Origin of the sequence: Paraburkholderia sp. SIMBA_054, assembly GCF_046534875.1 — a bacterium.
Classification (GTDB): Bacteria; Pseudomonadota; Gammaproteobacteria; order Burkholderiales; family Burkholderiaceae; genus Paraburkholderia; species Paraburkholderia hospita.
Map to the genome: position 1 here is coordinate 119,918 of NZ_JAWRXV010000018.1, position 17,396 is coordinate 137,313.

Below are 17,396 nucleotides of genomic sequence, written 5' to 3' on the forward strand. Positions count from 1 at the left end.
CGCATCACCACTACGAGGAGTTCAGTCGATGCGAGCCGAACAGCTTCTTTCCGACCACGCCGATCATATCGACGTTGAAGGCACGACGATCCGCAAGGGCACCGTCGCGGCGTTTCTTGCGAATGCGCGCGTGTGGAGCGATGCCCAGGCGAGCGAGACGGCGCGCGCGCAGGCCGCCGCCGATATCGTCGATGCTTTGCCCGCGTTGCGCGCAACCGGGCTTTTTGAGGTGCTCGCCATTCGCGACTGCGAACTGCGCGCGTGGATCGATACGCAGATGGCGCATGTGCCTTCCGTTGAGGTGCAGTCATGAAAGCAGCCGTCGTCACGCAAGCGGGACAGATGCCTGTCTATGCCGAGTTCGATGCGCCAGTGACGGAAGTGGGTCACGTGCTGATCGATGTTGAAGCCTCGGCGTTGAGCCACGTCACGCGTGCGAAGGCGTCTGGCGCGCATTATTCGTCGACGGGACGTTTTCCGTTTGTCGCGGGCATCGACGGCGTTGGACGCCGTGAAGACGGCACGCGTGTCTATTTCTTCGGGCCGAAAGAACCATCGGGCGGGCTCGCGCAGCGAACCCTCGTGCCGGAAGCGCAATGCTTCGCCATCCCCGAGACACTCGATCCCGTTACCGCCGCAGCGATGGCGATTCCGGGCATGTCGTCTTGGGCGGCACTCACCGAACGCGCGAAGTTCGTGGCGGGCGAGACGGTGCTCATCAATGGAGCGACGGGCGCGTCGGGACGACTCGCAGTGCAGATTGCGAAGCACCTGGGCGCGGCGAACGTGATCGCGACGGGGCGTCATCCACAGACGCTCAGCGAGTTGAAGACGCTTGGTGCCGACCATGTCGTTTCGCTCGATCAGGACGACGCGGCGCTGCATCGCGCGGTCGAGCCGCATTTTCGCGAAGGCGTCGATGTGGTGCTCGACTACCTGTGGGGGCCGAGTGCGCAAACGCTGCTGACGTGCGCGGCTCGCTCGCTGCCCGACGGCTACCCGATGCGTTTCGTGCAGATTGGCTCGATTGGCGGCGCGAGCCTCGAATTGCCGGGCGCTGTGCTGCGCGCGTCGGCGATCAGCTTGCTTGGCAGCGGCATCGGCAGCGTTCCTTTCGAACGTTTGATGCATGCGGTAAGCGAAGTACTGCACGCCGCGTTGCCGGCTCGTCTGGCGATCGCGACGCAGGCGGTTCCGCTCGCTGAACTGGCGATGCATTGGCAGAACGATGCGGGGCGGGTGCGGATTGTGTTCACGATGCAGCAGTGACGAAATGGAATGGTGCAGCGGGGTTTCGAATAGCCTCGGGTATGATGGAAATCCAACTTTCGTCCAACGTCCGCGGAAGACAACATGCTCGATCCCATCAACAGTTTGCTCGCGCTGTGCGGCGTGTTGCTGCTTAGCGTTGCCAGCCCGGGGCCTAACTTCGTGATCGTCACATCGACGGCGGTTGCGTCGCGACGCGCGGGCGTATCGACTGGACTTGGGCTGGCGGCTGCGTCGGGCACATGGGCGTTGATAGCGATTGCGGGCCTGAGTCTGATCGTCACGCACGTCGCCTGGATCGAGACGGCGTTGCGGATTGCGGGCGCGGCCTATCTGATCTGGCTCGGCGCGAAGATGATCGTGACTGCGCGCCAACCTTTGTCCACACCGGCACGGACCGCCGGGTCCGGTTGGGCCGCCGCGAAACGCGGCTATTTCGTGAGCATGACGAATCCCAAATCGGTCGCGTTTTACGGAAGCATATTTGCCGTGATGGTGCCCGCGCATGCCGCAATATCGTTCGATATCGCGGTCGTGGCGCTCTCGATCGGCATATCGTGCGCGTGGTACTGCGCGATGGCGATGCTTGCCTCTCACCCCGCCATTCGCGGCTTCATGGTTCGGCGCAAAGCCGTGATCGATACGACGGCGGGTGTGCTGTTGATTGGCCTCGGTGGAAGGATGCTCGCGGGGCGCTGACGTTACGCACGTTCCCGCACCAGCTCCAGGCGTTTCTTCTCAGCGTGAGCGCGTTTGGCCCCGCGAATCAGGCTCATCGCTTCCGCATGTGTCGCCACGCACGGACCCGAGCCGAGCAACGGCTTGCATGAAGTCTCGCGCAGCGCGAGCACCGAGACGATACCGATGATCGATGCGCCCATCAGGTAGTACGCGGGCATCATCGCGTCACCGGTTCTGTCTACGAGCCATGCAGCAACCAGCGGCGTCGTACCGCCGAACAGTGACACCGACACGTTGAAACCGATCGCCAGCGCGCCGTAACGGATCTTCGTCGGGAACAGCGCGGGCAGCGACGACGGCATCACGCCCGTGAACGTCGACAGCAACGCGCCGAGAATCAGCAGGCCGCTGAACACGGGCAGCACCGTGCCCATGCGGATCAGCAGCAGCGCCGGAATCGACAGCACGAACAGACCCACGCAACCGAACAGCATGACGGGCTTGCGGCCGATCTTGTCCGACAGGTGGCCAGCGTAGAGCGTCATCGGCATCATCAGCACCATCACCAGCAGCACGAGGAACAGACCGTGCGATTCGTTGAAGTGCAGTGTCGCCGACAGGTAGCTCGGCAGATACGAGAGCGCCATGTAGTCGGTCACATTGAAGATCAGCACGAGGCCAACGCACAGCAGCAACGGCTTCCACTGCTGCGCGAGCAGTTCCACGAACTTCTGCTTCGGACGCGACATTTCGTCCGCTTCACGCGCTTCCGCTTCCTTCTTGAACGCAGGCGTTTCTTCGAGCTTCATCCGGATATACAGGCCCACAAGACCCAGCGGACCCGCGATAAAGAACGGCACACGCCAGCCCCACGACAGCAGCGCCTCCTGCGACAGCGTTGCCGTCAGCACGGCAACCGTGCCTGCGCCGAGGATATAGCCGACCAGCGTGCCGAACTCGAGGAAGCTGCCCGCGAAGCCACGGCGGCGATCCGTCGCAAACTCGGCGATAAAGGTAGCGGCGCCACCATACTCGCCGCCCGTCGAGAAGCCCTGCACGAGACGCGCGACGAGCAGCAGCGCGGGCGCGAGAATGCCGATCGAACCATAGCTCGGAATCAGACCGATCGCGAAGGTGCCGACGGCCATCATGATCATCGTCATCGCGAGCACGCGTTGTCGGCCGATCCGGTCGCCAAGCGGCCCGAACACCATGCCGCCGATCGGGCGCACGAGGAATGCGGCGGCGAACGTGCCGAAGGTCGCGATCAACTGCGCCGACGGACTGCTCGACGGAAAGAACACTTTGCCAAGCGTGACAGCGATATAGCTGTACACGCCGAAGTCGAACCATTCCATTGCGTTGCCGAGCGCCATGGCGCCGACGGCACGTTTGAGAAGGGAATTGTCGACGATCGTGATGTCGTCAAGCGTGAGCGACGGACTTGAAGAATCGCGGCTCGCGATGCGCGCTTGCGAATGACTCAATTGACACACTCCATGAATTGCATGGCGAACCCGGCGGATGCAGCAGGTATTCGATCGAACATGAAGCCGATCGCGAAATGGGGCGCCAATGGGCTGTGGAATGCCTTCGCGTTGAACACGCCAGGCAACATCATCAAGTAGAGTGTGCTGATATGCCCACGACGGGGCCGTCGCTCATGCGTCCGGAAACCGGCGGAAAACGACAGGAGCGGGAGTCGAATGATGGAGCACGAACGTACAGTCCGAAACAACCCTGTCAGCGTCGCCCAGTGCAACCACACAGCGAATGTATCGGGCGGGCGTCATACCGGACTTCGGCGGCCGCCATCCTCAAAGTACGAATGGCGGCGCACCGAAGACCCATGCATCAACGGAAATTCGTCTGCACGAGATCCACGATTTCGTCGCCTCGGCCATTCAGTATGGCGCGCATCATGTACAGACTAAAACCCTTGGCCTGTTCAAGCTCGATCTTCGGCGGCATCGCGAGTTCCTGTTTCGCCGTCACGACATCGACGACGGCAGGACCATCATGCGCGAAGGCTGCCTTCAACGCCCCGGCAACCTGTTCCGAATCTTCGACGCGAATGCTAAAGATGCCTGCGCCTTTCGCAATCGCTGCAAAGTCAGTCTTGCTCAGATCGACATTCGTGTCGAGATAGCCACTCGCCTTCAGCTCCATCGAAACAAAACCCAGCACGCTATTGTTGAACACCACGACCTTAATAGGCAGCCCGAGCTGACGCGCGGTCAGCAGATCGCCGAGCAGCATCGACAGGCCGCCATCACCCGAAAGCGACACGACCTGGCGGCCCGGATGCGCGCCCTGCGCGCCGAGCGCCTGCGGCATCGCATTGGCCATCGATCCATGATTGAACGAACCGTGCAACTGACGTTTGCCGTTCATCGTCAGATAGCGTGCCGACCACACGGTCGGGGTGCCGACGTCGGCGGTGAAGATGGCATCCTCGCTTGCGATCTCGTCGATCATGCGCGTGAGGTACTGAGGATGCACCGGTTTGCCTGCGGGCGAAGGCGTCGCGAGGTCGTCGAGGCTCTTGCGTGCGGCGGCGTAATGCTTGCGCGCTGTGTCGATGAAACTGCGGTCCTGCTTGCGCTGAAGCCTGGGCAGCGTCGCCGAGATCGTCTCCTTGATCGTGCCTACGAGACCCAGCGTCAGTGGCGCGCGATGACCGAGTTGCGAACCCTTCCAGTCGATCTGGACGATCTTCGCGTGCGACGGGTAGAACGAGCGATACGGAAAATCGCAACCGAGCAGCAGTAGCGTGTCGCACGACATCATCGCGTGATAGCCCGAGCTGAAGCCGATCAGCCCCGTCATGCCGACGTCGAAAGGATTGTCGTATTCGACGGACTGCTTGCCGCGCAACGCATGCACGACAGGCGCGCCGAGCGTATCGGCAAGCGCCACGACTTCATCGTGCGCGCCCTGCGTGCCGCTGCCGCACATGATCGTGACGGCATCCGACCCATTCAGCAGCGTCGCGAGACGCTCCAGATCGGCCTCCGCAGGCACGATGCGCGGCGGCGCGCTTTCTGTCCACGTCGGCGCTTCGTCGGGGCCGTCGCCCAATGCGACGTCGCCAGGCAACACGATCACAGCGACGCCGCGCTCCTCGATGGCCGTTCGCATCGCGCGCGCGAGGACGCGCGGAAACTGCCCGGCGGACGACACGAGCTCCACGTAATGGCTGCACTCCTTGAACAACTCTTGGGGATGCGTTTCCTGGAAGTAGCCGAGGCCGATCTCCGTCGACGGAATATGCGCGGCGATCGCGAGCACGGGCTGGTGATTGCGATGACAGTCGAACAGACCATTGATCAGATGCAGGTTGCCCGGGCCGCAACTGCCCGCGCACACGGCGAGCTGGCCGGTGGATGCGGCATCGGCGCCCGCCGCGAACGCCGCGGACTCTTCGTGGCGCGTATGCATCCAGCGGATGCCGCCGACCTTGTCGAGCGCGTAGGCCAGGCCATTCAGGCTGTCGCCCGTCACGCCCCAGATGCGTTCGACGCCCGCTGCCGCGAGCGTTTGAGCCAGGTAAGCTGCAATGGTGTTTGCTGACATGTAAATCTCCGTTGACCAGTAGTGGCGAATGTTGCGGTTACTGCGGAGCCCATGAAAGCTGGGCGCCGTAGTAGCTACGCAACGTACTGGTACGACGGATGCCGCGTTTCGAAAAACGCACGCGCTGTGCGAAATGGCACGTACAGGTTCAGCGCGGGTCAGTGGCCCTGAGTTTCCAGAACCGCCTTGAGGCGTGTCAGGCCCACCAGGTACAGACTCCGATAATGGGCGGTGAGCGACTCGGCCTCGTTCGGGTCGTTTGGCTCGAAGCGGCTCGCCCATGTCACCGTGGTGTGATGCGCGTCGATCCTGCGCAACGACATCGACGCGGTGTAATCCGTCACGGGGTCCGGGCCTTCGAGGATCGTGTAAAGGTATTGCAGGTTCAGATCGCTGTGATCGAGCAGCCTTTCGACGATCGACGAACCATTCACCGCCTCGAGATGGCGAACCCGTCCGCCGTCCGACAGCCGCGACGCGCGAATGAGTTCGAGCCAGCCCGGCAATCCGTCGAAGTCGCCGACCACGGGCCACACGTTTTCCGCTGATACTGCAATGTCTATCGATACGCTAACGCTTGCCATATTCTTTCCTGTGAGCACTCGACGCGCGGCGTCGGTGCGTTGTCGCCAATCGCGGACCGTTCGTCAGTCGCTCGTGCCCGTGAGAGCCGGGTAATCCGTGAGCCCCTGAGCGCCGCCGCCAAACAGTGTTTCGCGATGATGCGTGGCAAGCTCGGCCCCGCTGTGCAGGCGCTGCGGCAGATCGGGATTCGCAACGAAAGGGCGGCCGAATGCAATGAGATCGGCCCAACCTGCGGCGATGGCTTCGCGAGCGCGATCCGCCGTGTATTTGCCCGCATAGATCAGCGTGCCCGAATAGGCTTGCCGGATGCGCTGCTTGAATTCGACGGGCATATGCGGCGCATCGTCCCAATCGGCTTCCGCGATATGGATATACGCAACGCCGATTTCACCGAGCAGCTTCGCGGCTGCGATGTAGGTCGTTTCGGGGTCTGCATCGACGCATCCGTTCAGCGTGGTGAGCGGCGCGAGCCGGATGCCGACGCGCTGCGCGTCGCCCGTGCCGTCGATCAGCGCGCGCGTGACTTCGTCCAGAAACCGCAGGCGATTCTCCAGCGAGCCGCCGTATTCATCCGTGCGATTGTTCGCTCCGGAGTCGATGAACTGATTGACCAGATAGCCGTTGGCCGCATGCAGCTCGACGCCATCGAAGCCTGCGAGCATCGCGTTGCGGGCCGCGTCCCGATACTGCCCGACCACTTCGGCGATTTCCGCCGTGCTCAGCGCGCGTGGGGCCGATGCCTGCACGAAGCCCGGCACGTTGCTGCCGTCGGCGCTTGCGATGAACACGTTGACGCCCTTCGCCTGAAGCGCGGATGACGACACCGGCTGTTCGCCGCCAAGCAGGCTCGTATGGCTCAACCGGCCGACATGCCACAGCTGCGCGAAGATGCGTCCGCTCGCTTCGTGGACAGCCGTCGTGACCTTGCGCCAGCCGTCGATCTGCGCCTGCGTGTGAATGCCGGGCGTCCACGCATAGCCCTTCGCGAGCGGCGAAATGTAGGTGCCTTCGCTGACGATCAGGCCGGCGCTTGCGCGTTGCGCGTAGTAGGCGGCCATCAGATCGTTGGCTTCGTCGCTGGGCTGGCTGGCGCGCGAGCGCGTCATCGGCGGCATCACGATCCGGTTAGGAAGGGTGAGGGCGCCGAGCGTGAGGGGTTCGAAAAGCGGGTCGTTCTTCATGATGCGATTCCTTGCGTCGCTCGCGGCATGTTCGCCGCGATCGTGGTTTCTCGTTAGTCCCAGACCGGCGCGAGACCGGCGGGGCTGACTTCGCGGCCATTGCGTTCGAGCGCGGCGATCTGCGCCATGTCGTCGGCCGACAGCGGGAGCTGTTGCGCGAGCAGGTTGCTGGCGAGGTTCTCGCGCTTCGTCGATGACGGAATCACCGAATAGCCCAGTTGCAGCGCCCAGGCGAGCGCGACTTGCGCCGGCGTGGCTTCGTGCCGTTTGGCGATCGCGCCGATAACGGGGTCCTTCAGCACCTTGCCGTAGGCGAGCGTCATGTACGACGTGACATGAATGTCTTGTTCGCCGAGGAATTCGACGAGCTTGCGGTTCTGCAGATACGGGCTCAGCTCGATCTGATTGGTCGCAATGTTGTCTTTGCCGACCAGCGCAATGGCCTGCTTCGTCAGCTCGATGTTGAAGTTCGAAATACCGATCTGGCGCGTGAGTCCTTGCGCCTTCGCATCCGCGAGTGCGCTCATGAATTCTTCGAGCGGCACGCCGTTGTCCGGCGCGGGCCAGTGAATCAGCGTCAGGTCGACCTGATCGGTACGCAGCTTCGTCAGGCTGTCTTTCAGGCTCGGAACGAGTTTGTTGCGCGAGTAGTTGTCGACCCAGATCTTCGTCGTCAGAAACAGTTCGTCGCGCGCGACGCCCGATGCGGCGATCACTTCGCCGACTTCCGCTTCATTGCCGTAGATCTGCGCGGTGTCGATGGTGCGATAGCCCAGTTCGAGGCCGTTGCGCACCGAATCGATGACAACCTGCCCTTGCAGCCGAAACGTGCCGAGACCGAATGCCGGAATGTGATTCATGGTGATACCCCCAGATTGATAGATTTGCCTGGCGATGAACAAGGTTCATTCTGCCCCGTTCGATTCGTTCGAAAAACTGCTTGAAACGGGAAAGAAACTTGATTTCTAGTCAAGAGTCAGACCTGACGTACCCCGTGCGGATTCGATTCGAATTCAATGAGTCACCGCGACGGCTTCGGCCGTGCGCCCGGCGAGTCCTGCGCGGCGGTCGAGGCGGCCGCTCCACGCCGTCAACCCGAACGCCAGCACGGTTACGGCAGCGGCGATCCACGGCGTGTGGCCCAGCCCCAGATGCGCGACGATCACGCCGCCCAGCGACGAGCCGCCCGCCACGCCAAGGTTGAACGCGGCGATGTTGAAGCCCGACGCGACATCCGTTGCTTGCGGCGCGAACTGCTGCGCCTGCTTGACGACATAGACCTGAAGGCCGGGCACGTTGCCGAACGCGACAGCACCCCACGCGAGCATGGTCAGCACGGCGAGCCACGCGTTGTGCGATGTGAACGTGAACACCAGCAGCACGGCAGCGAGCAGCAGGAATATCCGCTTCAGCGCCTTCACAGGTCCTTGCGCGTCGGCGAGCTTGCCGCCCCACACGTTGCCTGCCGCGACGGAAACGCCATACGCGACGAGCACCATGCTGACCTGCGACGGCGTGAATCCCGTGATCTGTTCGAGAATCGGCGCCATGAACGTGAACGCGATCAGCGAGCCACCATAACCGACGGCCGTCATCGCATACACGAGCAAGAGGCGCGGATGGACGATCACGCGAGCCTGCTGGCTGAGCGGAGCGGGCCGCTTGTGCGGCAGGTTGTTCGGCATGAAGAACAACGCGCCGAGCATCGCGACGAAGCCGAACAGCGCGACGACGAGAAACGTCGCGCGCCAGCCGAAATGCTGGCCGATGAACGTGCCAAGCGGAATGCCCGCGACGAACGCGACGGTCATGCCGCTGAACATCGTGGCGATGGCGCTGGCGGATTTCTCTTTCGGCACGAGCGTTGTCGCAATGATCGAGCCGACCGAGAAGAACACGCCGTGCGCGAGCCCCGTCAGAATGCGCGCCACGACAAGCGATTCATACGAAGGCGCGCGCCACGCGACCAGATTGCCGATCGTGAAGAGCGCCATTAGCGCGATCAGCAAGGTCTTGCGCGGCACGCGCCCTGTCAGCGCGGTCAACAGCGGCGCGCCGATGGCGACGCTCAACGCATAAAGACTGACGAGCAGACCCGCGGAGGGGAGCGTGACACCGAGATCGGCGGCGATCGTCGGGATGAGTCCAACGATGACGAACTCGGTCGTCCCGATTGCAAAGGCGCTGAGCGTCAGCGCGAAGAGGGCAAGTGGCATGGTCGTCTACCAGGAAGCATGATTGAAAGGCTTTAACGGATGGACGAAGTGTGCCGGCTTTACTTTTGCAGAAAAACTGGTCTATAAAGGAAACACTTTTGATTTCAGATCAAGTATGAAAGTTACTCTCGATGAACTGCAAACCTTCGCGGCCGTAGTCGACACGGGCTCGATCACGGCCGCTGCCGAGCAACTGGAGCAGACCGTGTCGGGTGCGAGCCGGACCTTGGGACGACTCGAGGAAAAGCTGCAAACCACGCTGCTGCGCCGGACCACACGGCGCCTCGAACTGACGGAAGAGGGCAAGGCCTTTCTGCAAAACGCGCGCGAGATCATCGATGCAGTCGAGAACGCCGAAGAGCAACTCGCCGCGCGCCGCGAGCGGCCTTCCGGACGGTTGCGCGTCGATGCGGCCACGCCGTTCATGCTGCATGTGATCGTGCCGCTCGTCGCGGGTTATCGCGCGCGCTATCCGCAGGTCGAACTGGAACTGAACAGCAACGAAGGCATCATCGATCTTCTCGAACGCCGCACCGACGTCGCGATCCGGATTGGACGGCTCAAAGATTCGACGCTGCATAGCCGGCCGGTGGGCAGCAGTCGCATACGGGTGCTGGCCACGCCCGAATACCTGAAGGCGTATGGTCATCCGAAACGCGTGGACGACCTCGCGAAGCACTCGCTGCTGGGATTTACGCAGCCCGAGTCGCTCAACGTCTGGCCGCTGGTCGGGCCGGACAATGAGCTGTATCGGATCGAGCCGGCCATCTCGTCGTCGAGCGGCGAAACGCTGCGGCAACTGGCGCTGGAGAGCGCGGGCATCGTTTGCCTGTCCGACTTCATGACGGGCCGCGACCGTCGCGAAGGCCGGCTCGTCCAGCTTTTTGCGCGGCAGACGCAGGATGTGCGGCAACCGATCAATGCCGTCTACTATCGCAACACGGCGATATCGGCGCGCATCGCTTCGTTCGTCGATTATCTGGCTGAGGCGGCGAAGACGACGGAGTTCGCGCGCTAGCCTTCCTGGGGTCCCTGCCCCCGCCCCTGCTTTAGCTCTCTGCAAAATCCCTTCTCGCTTCACTGTCTATTGTTGTCGTGCAGGCAACATGGTGAACGCGTCCGCGGTGCTTCTGGCGTTCGATCTCCAAACCTACAATCCGTCTCGACGATGGTCGCACGAGCAATGTCTCCAACGTCGATCAGGCGCATTCGCCAACGCTTTCCGCAAGCGTTTCTGCGCCTGTCGTCGACTTCGCAACTCTCTAAACGAAGGCAATATCATGTCGCAGAAGATCCTGATTGTGGGTGCTGGCTTTGCCGGCGTGTGGGGCGCGCTAGGCGCCGCTCGCGTGCTCGATGGCGCAGGTGTCAGAAGCAGCGACGTTGAAATCACGTTGATTTCGCCGAAGCCCGAACTGCAGATCCGCCCGCGGATGTACGAAGCGGAGCCGCAGACGATGGCTGCGCCGCTGCTGCCGCTGCTCGATGCCATTGGTGTGAAATATGTCGAAGGCAGCGTCGACGGCATTTCGGTTCAGGACAGGACCGTGAGCGTCGTGTCGGCCAACGGGCAAAAGCGCTCGCTCGCGTACGACCGCCTGCTGCTGACGAGCGGCAGCAAACTTAGCAGGCCGCCTGTTCCGGGTCTGGAGCACGCGTTCTCGGTGGATCGTATCGAGGACGCAGTGGAACTCGATAACCATCTCGACAAGCTGGCGAAGCTGCCGGCTTCACCGGCCCGTAATACGGTGGCTGTGGTTGGCTGCGGCTTCACGGGCATCGAAGTCGCAACGGAACTGCCGAAGCGGCTGCGCGAGAAGTTTGGCGCAGACGCGGCGATTCGCGTCGTGGTGATCGGCACGCAAGATGCAATCGGTCCGGATCTCGGACCGAATCCCCGCCCGTTCGTCGCCGAAGCCTTTGAATCGCTCGGCGTCGAGGCTGTGCTGGGATCGGGCGTGGTGTCCGTCGATGCTGGTGGCGTTCGCACGGCGTCGGGCCAACGCATCGAAGCGAGCACGGTGATCTGGGCGGGCGGCATGCGCGCGAGCCCGCTGGCCGCGCAGGTGTCGTCGAATCTCGACCCGCTCGGACGCGTCGAAGTGGCGCCGGATTTGCGCGTGCCCGAAGCGCCCAATGTATTCGTCGCGGGTGACGTCGCGAAAGCGTTGACCGACGACAGCGGCCGCTACGCGCTGATGTCCTGTCAGCACGCCATCGTGATGGGCCAATTCGGCGGACACAACGTCGCTGCGGATCTGATCGGCGTCCCGACGCTGACGTATCGCCAGCCGTTCTACGCCACGTGCGTCGATCTCGGCGAATGGGGTGCCGTCTATTCGGAAGGCTGGGACCGACAGATCAAGCTGACGCACGCCGAAGGGAAGGCGCGCAAGCAGATGATCAACACGCAGTGGATCTATCCGCCGGCGCCGAATCGCGCAGACGCATTGGCAGCGGGTAATCCGCAAGCGTCTTTCGGCTAAGCCGTTAGTGCCGCCCGAGCCGTAGTGGCGAGGGCGGCGAACGCATGTTGCACTTTCTGTCTTTTCATTGGAGCGCACCATGAGATCCAACGTTTTGTTGCTGGCAACGTTCTGCTTACCGGTGCTATTGGCGATCATGCCGGCGATGGCTGTCGCCGAGCCGTTCACGGTCAAGGTGGATGGCCTGACGCGTGGACAGTTCGTGAACGAGCAGGTGTACGGCGGATTTGGATGTCACGGCGATAACATTTCGCCGCATATCTCGTGGTCCCACGTTCCGCCCGCAGCGAAGAGCATTGTCGTGACGATTCATGATCCCGATGCGCCAACGGGCGGACTGGGCTGGACGCATTGGGAAGTCGTCAATATACCGGCGTCGGAATCATCGATCGAAAAGGGCGCTTCAGGCGATTCGAAATTGTTGCCGACAGGTGCAATGGAAACATTGACGGATTTCGGCGAGTCGAAATACGGCGGACCTTGCCCGCCTCAAGGTACATCACATCGATACATCGTCACAGCGTCGGCGTTGAGCGTGCCGAGTATCGAAGTGAAAGCGGCGTCAAGCCCGGCGCTCGTCGCTTATCAGATGCACGGAAAAGTAATCGCACAGGCGCGCTATGTTGCGAAATATCACCGGACGGCGCAATGAGCATGAGGCCATGAAATGGCGGATGGTCACGTCAACGACATTCCGCCATCCACATTCAGATTGATGCCGTTCACGAAGCTGCCTTCTGCGCTGACGAGAAAAAGCGCTGCGCGAGCGAGTTCTTCTGGCCGGCCGAGACGACCGAGCGGAATACTGTTCGCAACGGTTGCCTCGAATGCGGGCCGGTCGGCGGATTCAATGCCGAGCTTGGACAGGATCGGCGTGTCGACAGGACCGGGACTCATCACGTTGACCCGAATGCCGCGCGACTTGAATTCGAGCGTCCAACTGCGTGCGAATGCTTCGATGGCGGCTTTCGTGCCCGCATAGACCGCGTGTCCGTCGAATACTTTGGAACCTGCAATCGAACTCGTCAAAAGAATGGCACCACCATCGCGCATCTGTGGTGCGATTTTCTGTACGCCGAAGAACACGGCTTTCGTATTGGTGGCGAAATGCGCGTCGTACGATTCATTGCTGACGTTATCGGACGAAGCGATCGTGTTGATACCCGCGTTCGCGACATAAATGTCGGCTCCGCCAAACCGTTCGGCAACCAGGGATGCCACACGATCATGCGTCTTCGGGTCGGCCATGTCGCCCGTCAGTCCGATTGCGCGACCGCCGAGTTCTGCCGCTGCCGCATCGACGGCATCGGATCGACGCCCAACTATCACGACGCTGGCACCTTTCGCCACGAACAGCTTTGCCGTGGCTAAACCAATTCCACTGTTGCCGCCCGTCACGACAGCGACTTTATTTTCGAGCCGGTTCAATTCAATCTCCGTTGTTTCCGCCAGTCTGGCGTACCTCGCCAATCTAGCGTGACGCGTGAGTGCGCTCCAGTCCAACAGCGGCACTATCAGTTTTGCCAACCAGTCATCAATGTCAGTTGAAAGATTTAGTGGTCTGCCCGCGTTCGTGCGGTCCGTCGAAGCAGGCTCATTTACGGCCGCCGCGCGTTCGCTCGGAACGACACCGTCCGCGGTGTCGAAGAGCGTCGCGCGTCTGGAAAAGCGGCTCGGTGTCACGCTGTTTCAGCGTTCCACGCGAGCGTTTGTTCTCACGAGCGAAGGACAAACGTACTATGAGCGCATCGCACCGCTCATGCGCGGTCTCGACGAAGCGGATGAAGTTCTGGCAACGCCCGCGACAGCCGTCGGCACATTGCGCGTGAGTTTGCCAGGCGATCTCGGTCGGGCGCTGCTCGATCCGGTTACGCGGCAGTTGATGGCGCGTAATCCGGAACTGGCGCTGGAGGTGAGCGTAAGCGATCGCCATGTCGATGTTATCCGCGAGGGCTTCGATATCGCCATCAGGGTTGGACATGTGGTGGACAGCGGATTGTATGTGCTTCCGATGGTCAGTCTGCCGCTCGTGCTGGTGGCTTCTCCAGCCTATCTGCGGGCGGCTGGGACACCGCGAACCATTGACGATCTCGCCGTGCGTCGCCATGTGCGCTACCGGCTCAATGGACGCGTAATTCCCATCACCTTTGCCGACGGAACTACGCTCGCAATTGACGGATCATTCGACGCCGACAGCGGCGACGCACTGCGAATAGCCGCCGTGAACGGGCTGGGTATCGCGCAGATTCTGCGAACGACGGTGCAGCGCGATCTTGACGCAGGCCGCTTGCATGTCGTGTTGCCTGATGTGCTATTGAGTTCAGTGCCTGTGCAGGCTCTTCATGCTTTCGGCCGAAGCGTGCCTAATCGCGCGAGGATATTTATCGACTTCATTGCGGAACAGCTCGCCCTCTCCGCTTAGCGCAATTCATTTCCTTTCGTTGTCGATAAGACTACCGAAGTAGTCGAATCGTTTCGGGTCAATTCGACATCGCGTGTTGTCAACTCGCTGAAAACAAAGCGTTCTTATGCTGGCCCGATCCTTGTTATATGAAGTGGGTCGTGACAGCCTGCGCTACGGGCCCAACGACAAGAGAACTTAATCGACGAACGAAAAGGAAAGAACCATGTTTGAAGGATTTGAGAATCGCCTTGCTGTCGTGACGGGTGCAAGTGCCGGTATTGGTCTTGCGACGGTTGATCGTCTGCTGGCGAGCGGGGCTCGCGTGCTGGCGATGAGTCGCACGATGGGTGAACTGGATTCGTTGCAGTCCAGATATGGTGACACGCTCAAATGGGTAAAAGGGGATGTCACGCAAAGCGGCGATCTCGCGGCGCTTTCTGAACATGCCCGTCAGATGGGCTCGGTCGACTTTCTGGTCCCCAATGCGGGTATTGCTGAGCTGGCCAATGGCCTGGAAGTATCCGCCTTCGAGCGGCAATGGGCCGTGAACGGCGCTGGTGCGCTGAACACGTTGTCGATCATGAGAGAGCAGTTGGGAAAGTCCGCATCGGTCGTTTTCATCGGGACGTTTCTGTCACAGGTCACGTTTCCGGGACTCGCCGCATATATCGCCTCGAAGACCGCGCTCAAGGCACACGCAAGGACGCTCGCAGTCGAACTCGCAACTGACGGCACCAGAATCAATATCGTGTCGCCCGGTCCAACCGCGACGGCGATCTGGTCCAGCCTGGGATTGCCGCAAGCGCAGCTTTCCGCGGTTGCGGAGCGCGTCAATCAGCGTTTGCTTCCCGGTCGCTTCCTTGAACCCGCCGCCATTGCGGACGCGATCATGTTCCTGCTCTCGCCCGCGTCACGCGGTATCTATGGCCAGGATCTGATCGTCGATAACGGATATACGCTGCAGTAAGCAGACCGAGCGACTGCGTCGATTCGAGCTTAACGCAGCCGCTCATCACGCAGCTGTGCTCTGGCATGAATGACCAGTCGCCGGCATTCGGCTTCCGACTTGCCGATTACCGCTGCGACCTCTCGATAGTCCGCGCCAAAGATCTCGTGCAGCAGGAATGCCGCGCGTGCTTCGGGCGACAGGCGTTCGAGCAGCATCAGGAATGCGACTGATACGTCGTCGGCGCGTTCGCTCATTCCGTCTGGCATCGCGGGCGGGTCGCTCATGTCATGCCGCCGCGCGCAAGACAGCGGCCACCTGTTGTGCCGCCCGGTCGATCTCTTCCTCGTTGAAAGGCGCGAAACCCATCACGAGGCCAGGTTGATGGCGATGGCGCTGCGTGTATCTGCCCAACGGCGCCGCGTCGATGCCCGCTGCTCTCAGCTTTTGCACGGCTGTATGCTCGTCGACCGAAAGCAGCCGGCCAACGACGTCGAGGCCGGCAATGGCCGGCTGAACTTCGATCAGATCTTGCCAGTGCTTCTGTGCCGCGCGCTCGAACACATGGGCGCGGCGCGCATAGATTTTCCGCGTGCGGCGCACGTGCCGGTCGAAATGGCCTTCGCCAAGAAAGTCCGCAAGAACGGCTTGCGTCAAACCGCTCGCGCTCCGGACTGTGAGGGACGCCGCGCGAACGAAAGGTTCGACCAGACGCGGCGGCAGTACCGCATAGGCGAGCCGTAGCGACGGAAACATCAGCTTGCTGAATGTTCCCGCCAATACGACGTGCTGATCGGCACCGGGAAGACTCCGCAACGCCGGCAGCGGATGCGAGCGAAAGCAATACTCGCTGTCGTAGTCATCTTCGAAAATGATCGTGCCGTTCGCGGCGGCCCAGCGGAGCAGCGCGGCACGCCGTTCGTTCGACAATGGCACGCCGAGCGGCGCATGACGCGTCGGCGTCACATAGACGAGTGCGGCCGAAGGCGCGTCGCGTATGCCGTCGTGCACGCGCAGACCGTCTTGATCGACGGGAACATCGACCACGTGCGCGCCGCTCGCGTGCATGATCTGACGCGCGCCCACGTAGCCGGGGTCTTCCATCCACACGGTGTCGCCCGGCCCCGTCAGCAACCGCATGCAAAGGTCCAATGCGTGTTGCACGCTACCGATGACGACGATCTGTTCCAGTGGCACTCGCACGCCACGCGCAATGGCGAGGTGGTCGGCTATCGCCGCTCGCAGCGCCGGCAATCCGGCAGGACTCGTGTCATTGAGTGTGAGCAGACGCGAGGGCCGCAATTGCCGCACATGCAACTGTCGCCACAGATCGATGGGAAAGAGGCGTATATCGCCGCGGTGCGGGAAGAAAGGCTGCGGCAACGCGTTCGCGCCTGAGAGCGGAAATGGTGGATCGTTTTCCTTGAGCCGTTTAATCCAGGGCGCGTGCGATTCGCGCGCAAAGCCTGCATTTGCAGCAGTTGATGATGCAGGTATCGGTTTGGCAGGATGCCGTTGGTCCGGCAATACCGCGCTGACCCGTGTGCCGCTTCCCGTACGCGTTACCAGATAGCCCTCGGACAACAATTGCTCGTACGCGGCCGCAACCGTGCCTCTCGCGAGGTTGTATTGCTGCGCCAATGTACGGGTGCCCGGCAGCACGCTGTCGCCGGGCAGGCGGCCACTGACGATCGCCAGCCTCAACGCTTCGTAGAGCCAACGCTGCAAGCCTTCTTTGGGATCGGGTGTGCCCAAAGGCAGGGACCAAACGATGGTCGACCTTTCGCGTCTATTCGTACCCGCCAGGGCGTCACACCGATCGTTCATAACATTTGCAGAGTCTATAGCTGGAGCGTGTGGCAGTAGTGAGATTGCGTGTTATTGACGCTAATAAGTGCGGCAATACGCAAATAGGAAATCCATTCCCTCATAGCCAAGACGTTTCATGCGCGGACTTTGTGACATCGGAGAACGTGATAGAGAAAGTGGACCAGTTTGCGAATCGCAAACTGGCACATTACATGTATGCACTTTCATCGTACTGTCGCGACA

At 61.6% G+C, this 17,396-nt stretch carries 16 protein-coding genes and 1 pseudogene; 8 read left to right on the forward strand and 9 right to left on the reverse strand.

Annotated elements, in window-relative coordinates:
- Positions 1 to 28 precede the first annotated feature (28 nt).
- The 3 genes from SB822_RS22570 (at position 29) to SB822_RS22580 (ending at position 1,968) form a co-directional block, all read left to right on the forward strand.
- On the forward strand, positions 29 to 313 hold the full coding sequence (locus SB822_RS22570) for a hypothetical protein (RefSeq protein WP_410855700.1): 285 nt from the start codon (positions 29 to 31) through the stop codon (positions 311 to 313).
- Entirely contained in the window at positions 310 to 1,269 is a 960-nt protein-coding gene (locus SB822_RS22575; RefSeq protein ID WP_410855701.1) for a quinone oxidoreductase family protein, read from the forward strand. Before SB822_RS22570 ends, SB822_RS22575 begins: the two co-directional genes overlap by 4 nt.
- Positions 1,270 to 1,353: 84 nt before the next feature.
- On the forward strand, positions 1,354 to 1,968 hold the full coding sequence (locus tag SB822_RS22580; RefSeq protein WP_410855702.1) for a LysE family translocator: 615 nt from the start codon (positions 1,354 to 1,356) through the stop codon (positions 1,966 to 1,968).
- A gap of 2 nt (positions 1,969 to 1,970) precedes the next feature.
- On the opposite strand, the gene proP is transcribed toward SB822_RS22580, so the two are convergent.
- The 6 genes from proP to SB822_RS22610 all read right to left on the reverse strand — a co-directional run bounded on the left by proP (position 1,971) and on the right by SB822_RS22610 (position 9,508).
- On the reverse strand, positions 1,971 to 3,437 hold the full coding sequence (gene proP, locus SB822_RS22585) for a glycine betaine/L-proline transporter ProP (protein WP_410855703.1): 1,467 nt from the start codon (positions 3,435 to 3,437) through the stop codon (positions 1,971 to 1,973).
- Between the two features lie 367 nt (positions 3,438 to 3,804).
- Positions 3,805 to 5,526, reverse strand: a complete 1,722-nt coding sequence (gene poxB / locus SB822_RS22590; RefSeq protein WP_410855704.1) for a ubiquinone-dependent pyruvate dehydrogenase — start codon at positions 5,524 to 5,526, stop codon at positions 3,805 to 3,807.
- A 158-nt stretch (positions 5,527 to 5,684) separates the two neighbouring features.
- Positions 5,685 to 6,110: an SRPBCC family protein gene (locus tag SB822_RS22595; protein ID WP_410855705.1), complete on the reverse strand. Its 426-nt coding sequence runs from the start codon at positions 6,108 to 6,110 to the stop codon at positions 5,685 to 5,687.
- 63 nt (positions 6,111 to 6,173) lie between these two features.
- Positions 6,174 to 7,292, reverse strand: coding sequence for an alkene reductase (locus SB822_RS22600; protein ID WP_410855706.1), 1,119 nt, complete (start codon positions 7,290 to 7,292; stop codon positions 6,174 to 6,176).
- A 53-nt stretch (positions 7,293 to 7,345) separates the two neighbouring features.
- Complete coding sequence (gene dkgB, locus SB822_RS22605) at positions 7,346 to 8,152, reverse strand: 2,5-didehydrogluconate reductase DkgB (RefSeq protein WP_009771495.1); 807 nt, start codon at positions 8,150 to 8,152, stop codon at positions 7,346 to 7,348.
- 153 nt (positions 8,153 to 8,305) lie between these two features.
- Positions 8,306 to 9,508 (reverse strand): MFS transporter, encoded by a 1,203-nt coding sequence (locus SB822_RS22610; protein WP_009771496.1) that lies wholly within the window; start codon positions 9,506 to 9,508, stop codon positions 8,306 to 8,308.
- A 115-nt stretch (positions 9,509 to 9,623) separates the two neighbouring features.
- Here SB822_RS22610 and SB822_RS22615 point away from each other — a divergent pair, with 115 nt between their 5' ends.
- The 3 genes from SB822_RS22615 (at position 9,624) to SB822_RS22625 (ending at position 12,646) form a co-directional block, all read left to right on the forward strand.
- The gene (locus SB822_RS22615) at positions 9,624 to 10,526 is read left to right on the forward strand and encodes a LysR family transcriptional regulator (RefSeq protein WP_007748469.1); all 903 of its coding nucleotides are present in this window, start codon (positions 9,624 to 9,626) and stop codon (positions 10,524 to 10,526) included.
- 262 nt (positions 10,527 to 10,788) lie between these two features.
- Positions 10,789 to 11,994 (forward strand): NAD(P)/FAD-dependent oxidoreductase, encoded by a 1,206-nt coding sequence (locus SB822_RS22620; protein WP_410855707.1) that lies wholly within the window; start codon positions 10,789 to 10,791, stop codon positions 11,992 to 11,994.
- A gap of 79 nt (positions 11,995 to 12,073) precedes the next feature.
- Positions 12,074 to 12,646: a YbhB/YbcL family Raf kinase inhibitor-like protein gene (locus SB822_RS22625; protein ID WP_410855708.1), complete on the forward strand. Its 573-nt coding sequence runs from the start codon at positions 12,074 to 12,076 to the stop codon at positions 12,644 to 12,646.
- Positions 12,647 to 12,672: 26 nt separating this feature from the next.
- Here SB822_RS22625 and SB822_RS22630 read toward each other — a convergent pair whose 3' ends face one another.
- The gene (locus SB822_RS22630; protein ID WP_410855709.1) at positions 12,673 to 13,422 is read right to left on the reverse strand and encodes an SDR family NAD(P)-dependent oxidoreductase; all 750 of its coding nucleotides are present in this window, start codon (positions 13,420 to 13,422) and stop codon (positions 12,673 to 12,675) included.
- A gap of 109 nt (positions 13,423 to 13,531) precedes the next feature.
- Here SB822_RS22630 and SB822_RS22635 point away from each other — a divergent pair, with 109 nt between their 5' ends.
- Positions 13,532 to 14,416 (forward strand): LysR family transcriptional regulator, encoded by an 885-nt coding sequence (locus SB822_RS22635; protein ID WP_410855710.1) that lies wholly within the window; start codon positions 13,532 to 13,534, stop codon positions 14,414 to 14,416.
- Between the two features lie 205 nt (positions 14,417 to 14,621).
- On the forward strand, positions 14,622 to 15,365 hold the full coding sequence (locus tag SB822_RS22640; protein WP_007748485.1) for an SDR family NAD(P)-dependent oxidoreductase: 744 nt from the start codon (positions 14,622 to 14,624) through the stop codon (positions 15,363 to 15,365).
- A 32-nt stretch (positions 15,366 to 15,397) separates the two neighbouring features.
- Here SB822_RS22640 and SB822_RS22645 read toward each other — a convergent pair.
- Positions 15,398 to 15,631, reverse strand: a pseudogene (locus SB822_RS22645) (sigma factor-like helix-turn-helix DNA-binding protein); the annotation flags it as partial.
- A 1-nt stretch (position 15,632) separates the two neighbouring features.
- A complete protein-coding gene (locus SB822_RS22650; RefSeq protein WP_410855711.1) occupies positions 15,633 to 17,099 on the reverse strand; it encodes a PLP-dependent aminotransferase family protein in 1,467 nt (488 codons plus the stop codon).
- Positions 17,100 to 17,396 lie beyond the last annotated feature (297 nt).

Excerpts from the sequence above, each read along its gene's own strand:
- SB822_RS22570 (WP_410855700.1), top strand. The coding sequence starts at position 29 with ATGCGAGCCGAACAGCTTCTTTCCGACCACGCCGATCATATCGACGTT.
- SB822_RS22575 (WP_410855701.1), top strand. The coding sequence starts at position 310 with ATGAAAGCAGCCGTCGTCACGCAAGCGGGACAGATGCCTGTCTATGCC.
- SB822_RS22580 (WP_410855702.1), top strand. The coding sequence starts at position 1,354 with ATGCTCGATCCCATCAACAGTTTGCTCGCGCTGTGCGGCGTGTTGCTG.
- poxB (WP_410855704.1), bottom strand. The coding sequence starts at position 5,526 with ATGTCAGCAAACACCATTGCAGCTTACCTGGCTCAAACGCTCGCGGCA.
- SB822_RS22595 (WP_410855705.1), bottom strand. The coding sequence starts at position 6,110 with ATGGCAAGCGTTAGCGTATCGATAGACATTGCAGTATCAGCGGAAAAC.
- SB822_RS22600 (WP_410855706.1), bottom strand. The coding sequence starts at position 7,292 with ATGAAGAACGACCCGCTTTTCGAACCCCTCACGCTCGGCGCCCTCACC.
- dkgB (WP_009771495.1), bottom strand. The coding sequence starts at position 8,152 with ATGAATCACATTCCGGCATTCGGTCTCGGCACGTTTCGGCTGCAAGGG.
- SB822_RS22610 (WP_009771496.1), bottom strand. The coding sequence starts at position 9,508 with ATGCCACTTGCCCTCTTCGCGCTGACGCTCAGCGCCTTTGCAATCGGG.
- SB822_RS22615 (WP_007748469.1), top strand. The coding sequence starts at position 9,624 with ATGAAAGTTACTCTCGATGAACTGCAAACCTTCGCGGCCGTAGTCGAC.
- SB822_RS22620 (WP_410855707.1), top strand. The coding sequence starts at position 10,789 with ATGTCGCAGAAGATCCTGATTGTGGGTGCTGGCTTTGCCGGCGTGTGG.
- SB822_RS22625 (WP_410855708.1), top strand. The coding sequence starts at position 12,074 with ATGAGATCCAACGTTTTGTTGCTGGCAACGTTCTGCTTACCGGTGCTA.
- SB822_RS22635 (WP_410855710.1), top strand. The coding sequence starts at position 13,532 with ATGTCAGTTGAAAGATTTAGTGGTCTGCCCGCGTTCGTGCGGTCCGTC.
- SB822_RS22640 (WP_007748485.1), top strand. The coding sequence starts at position 14,622 with ATGTTTGAAGGATTTGAGAATCGCCTTGCTGTCGTGACGGGTGCAAGT.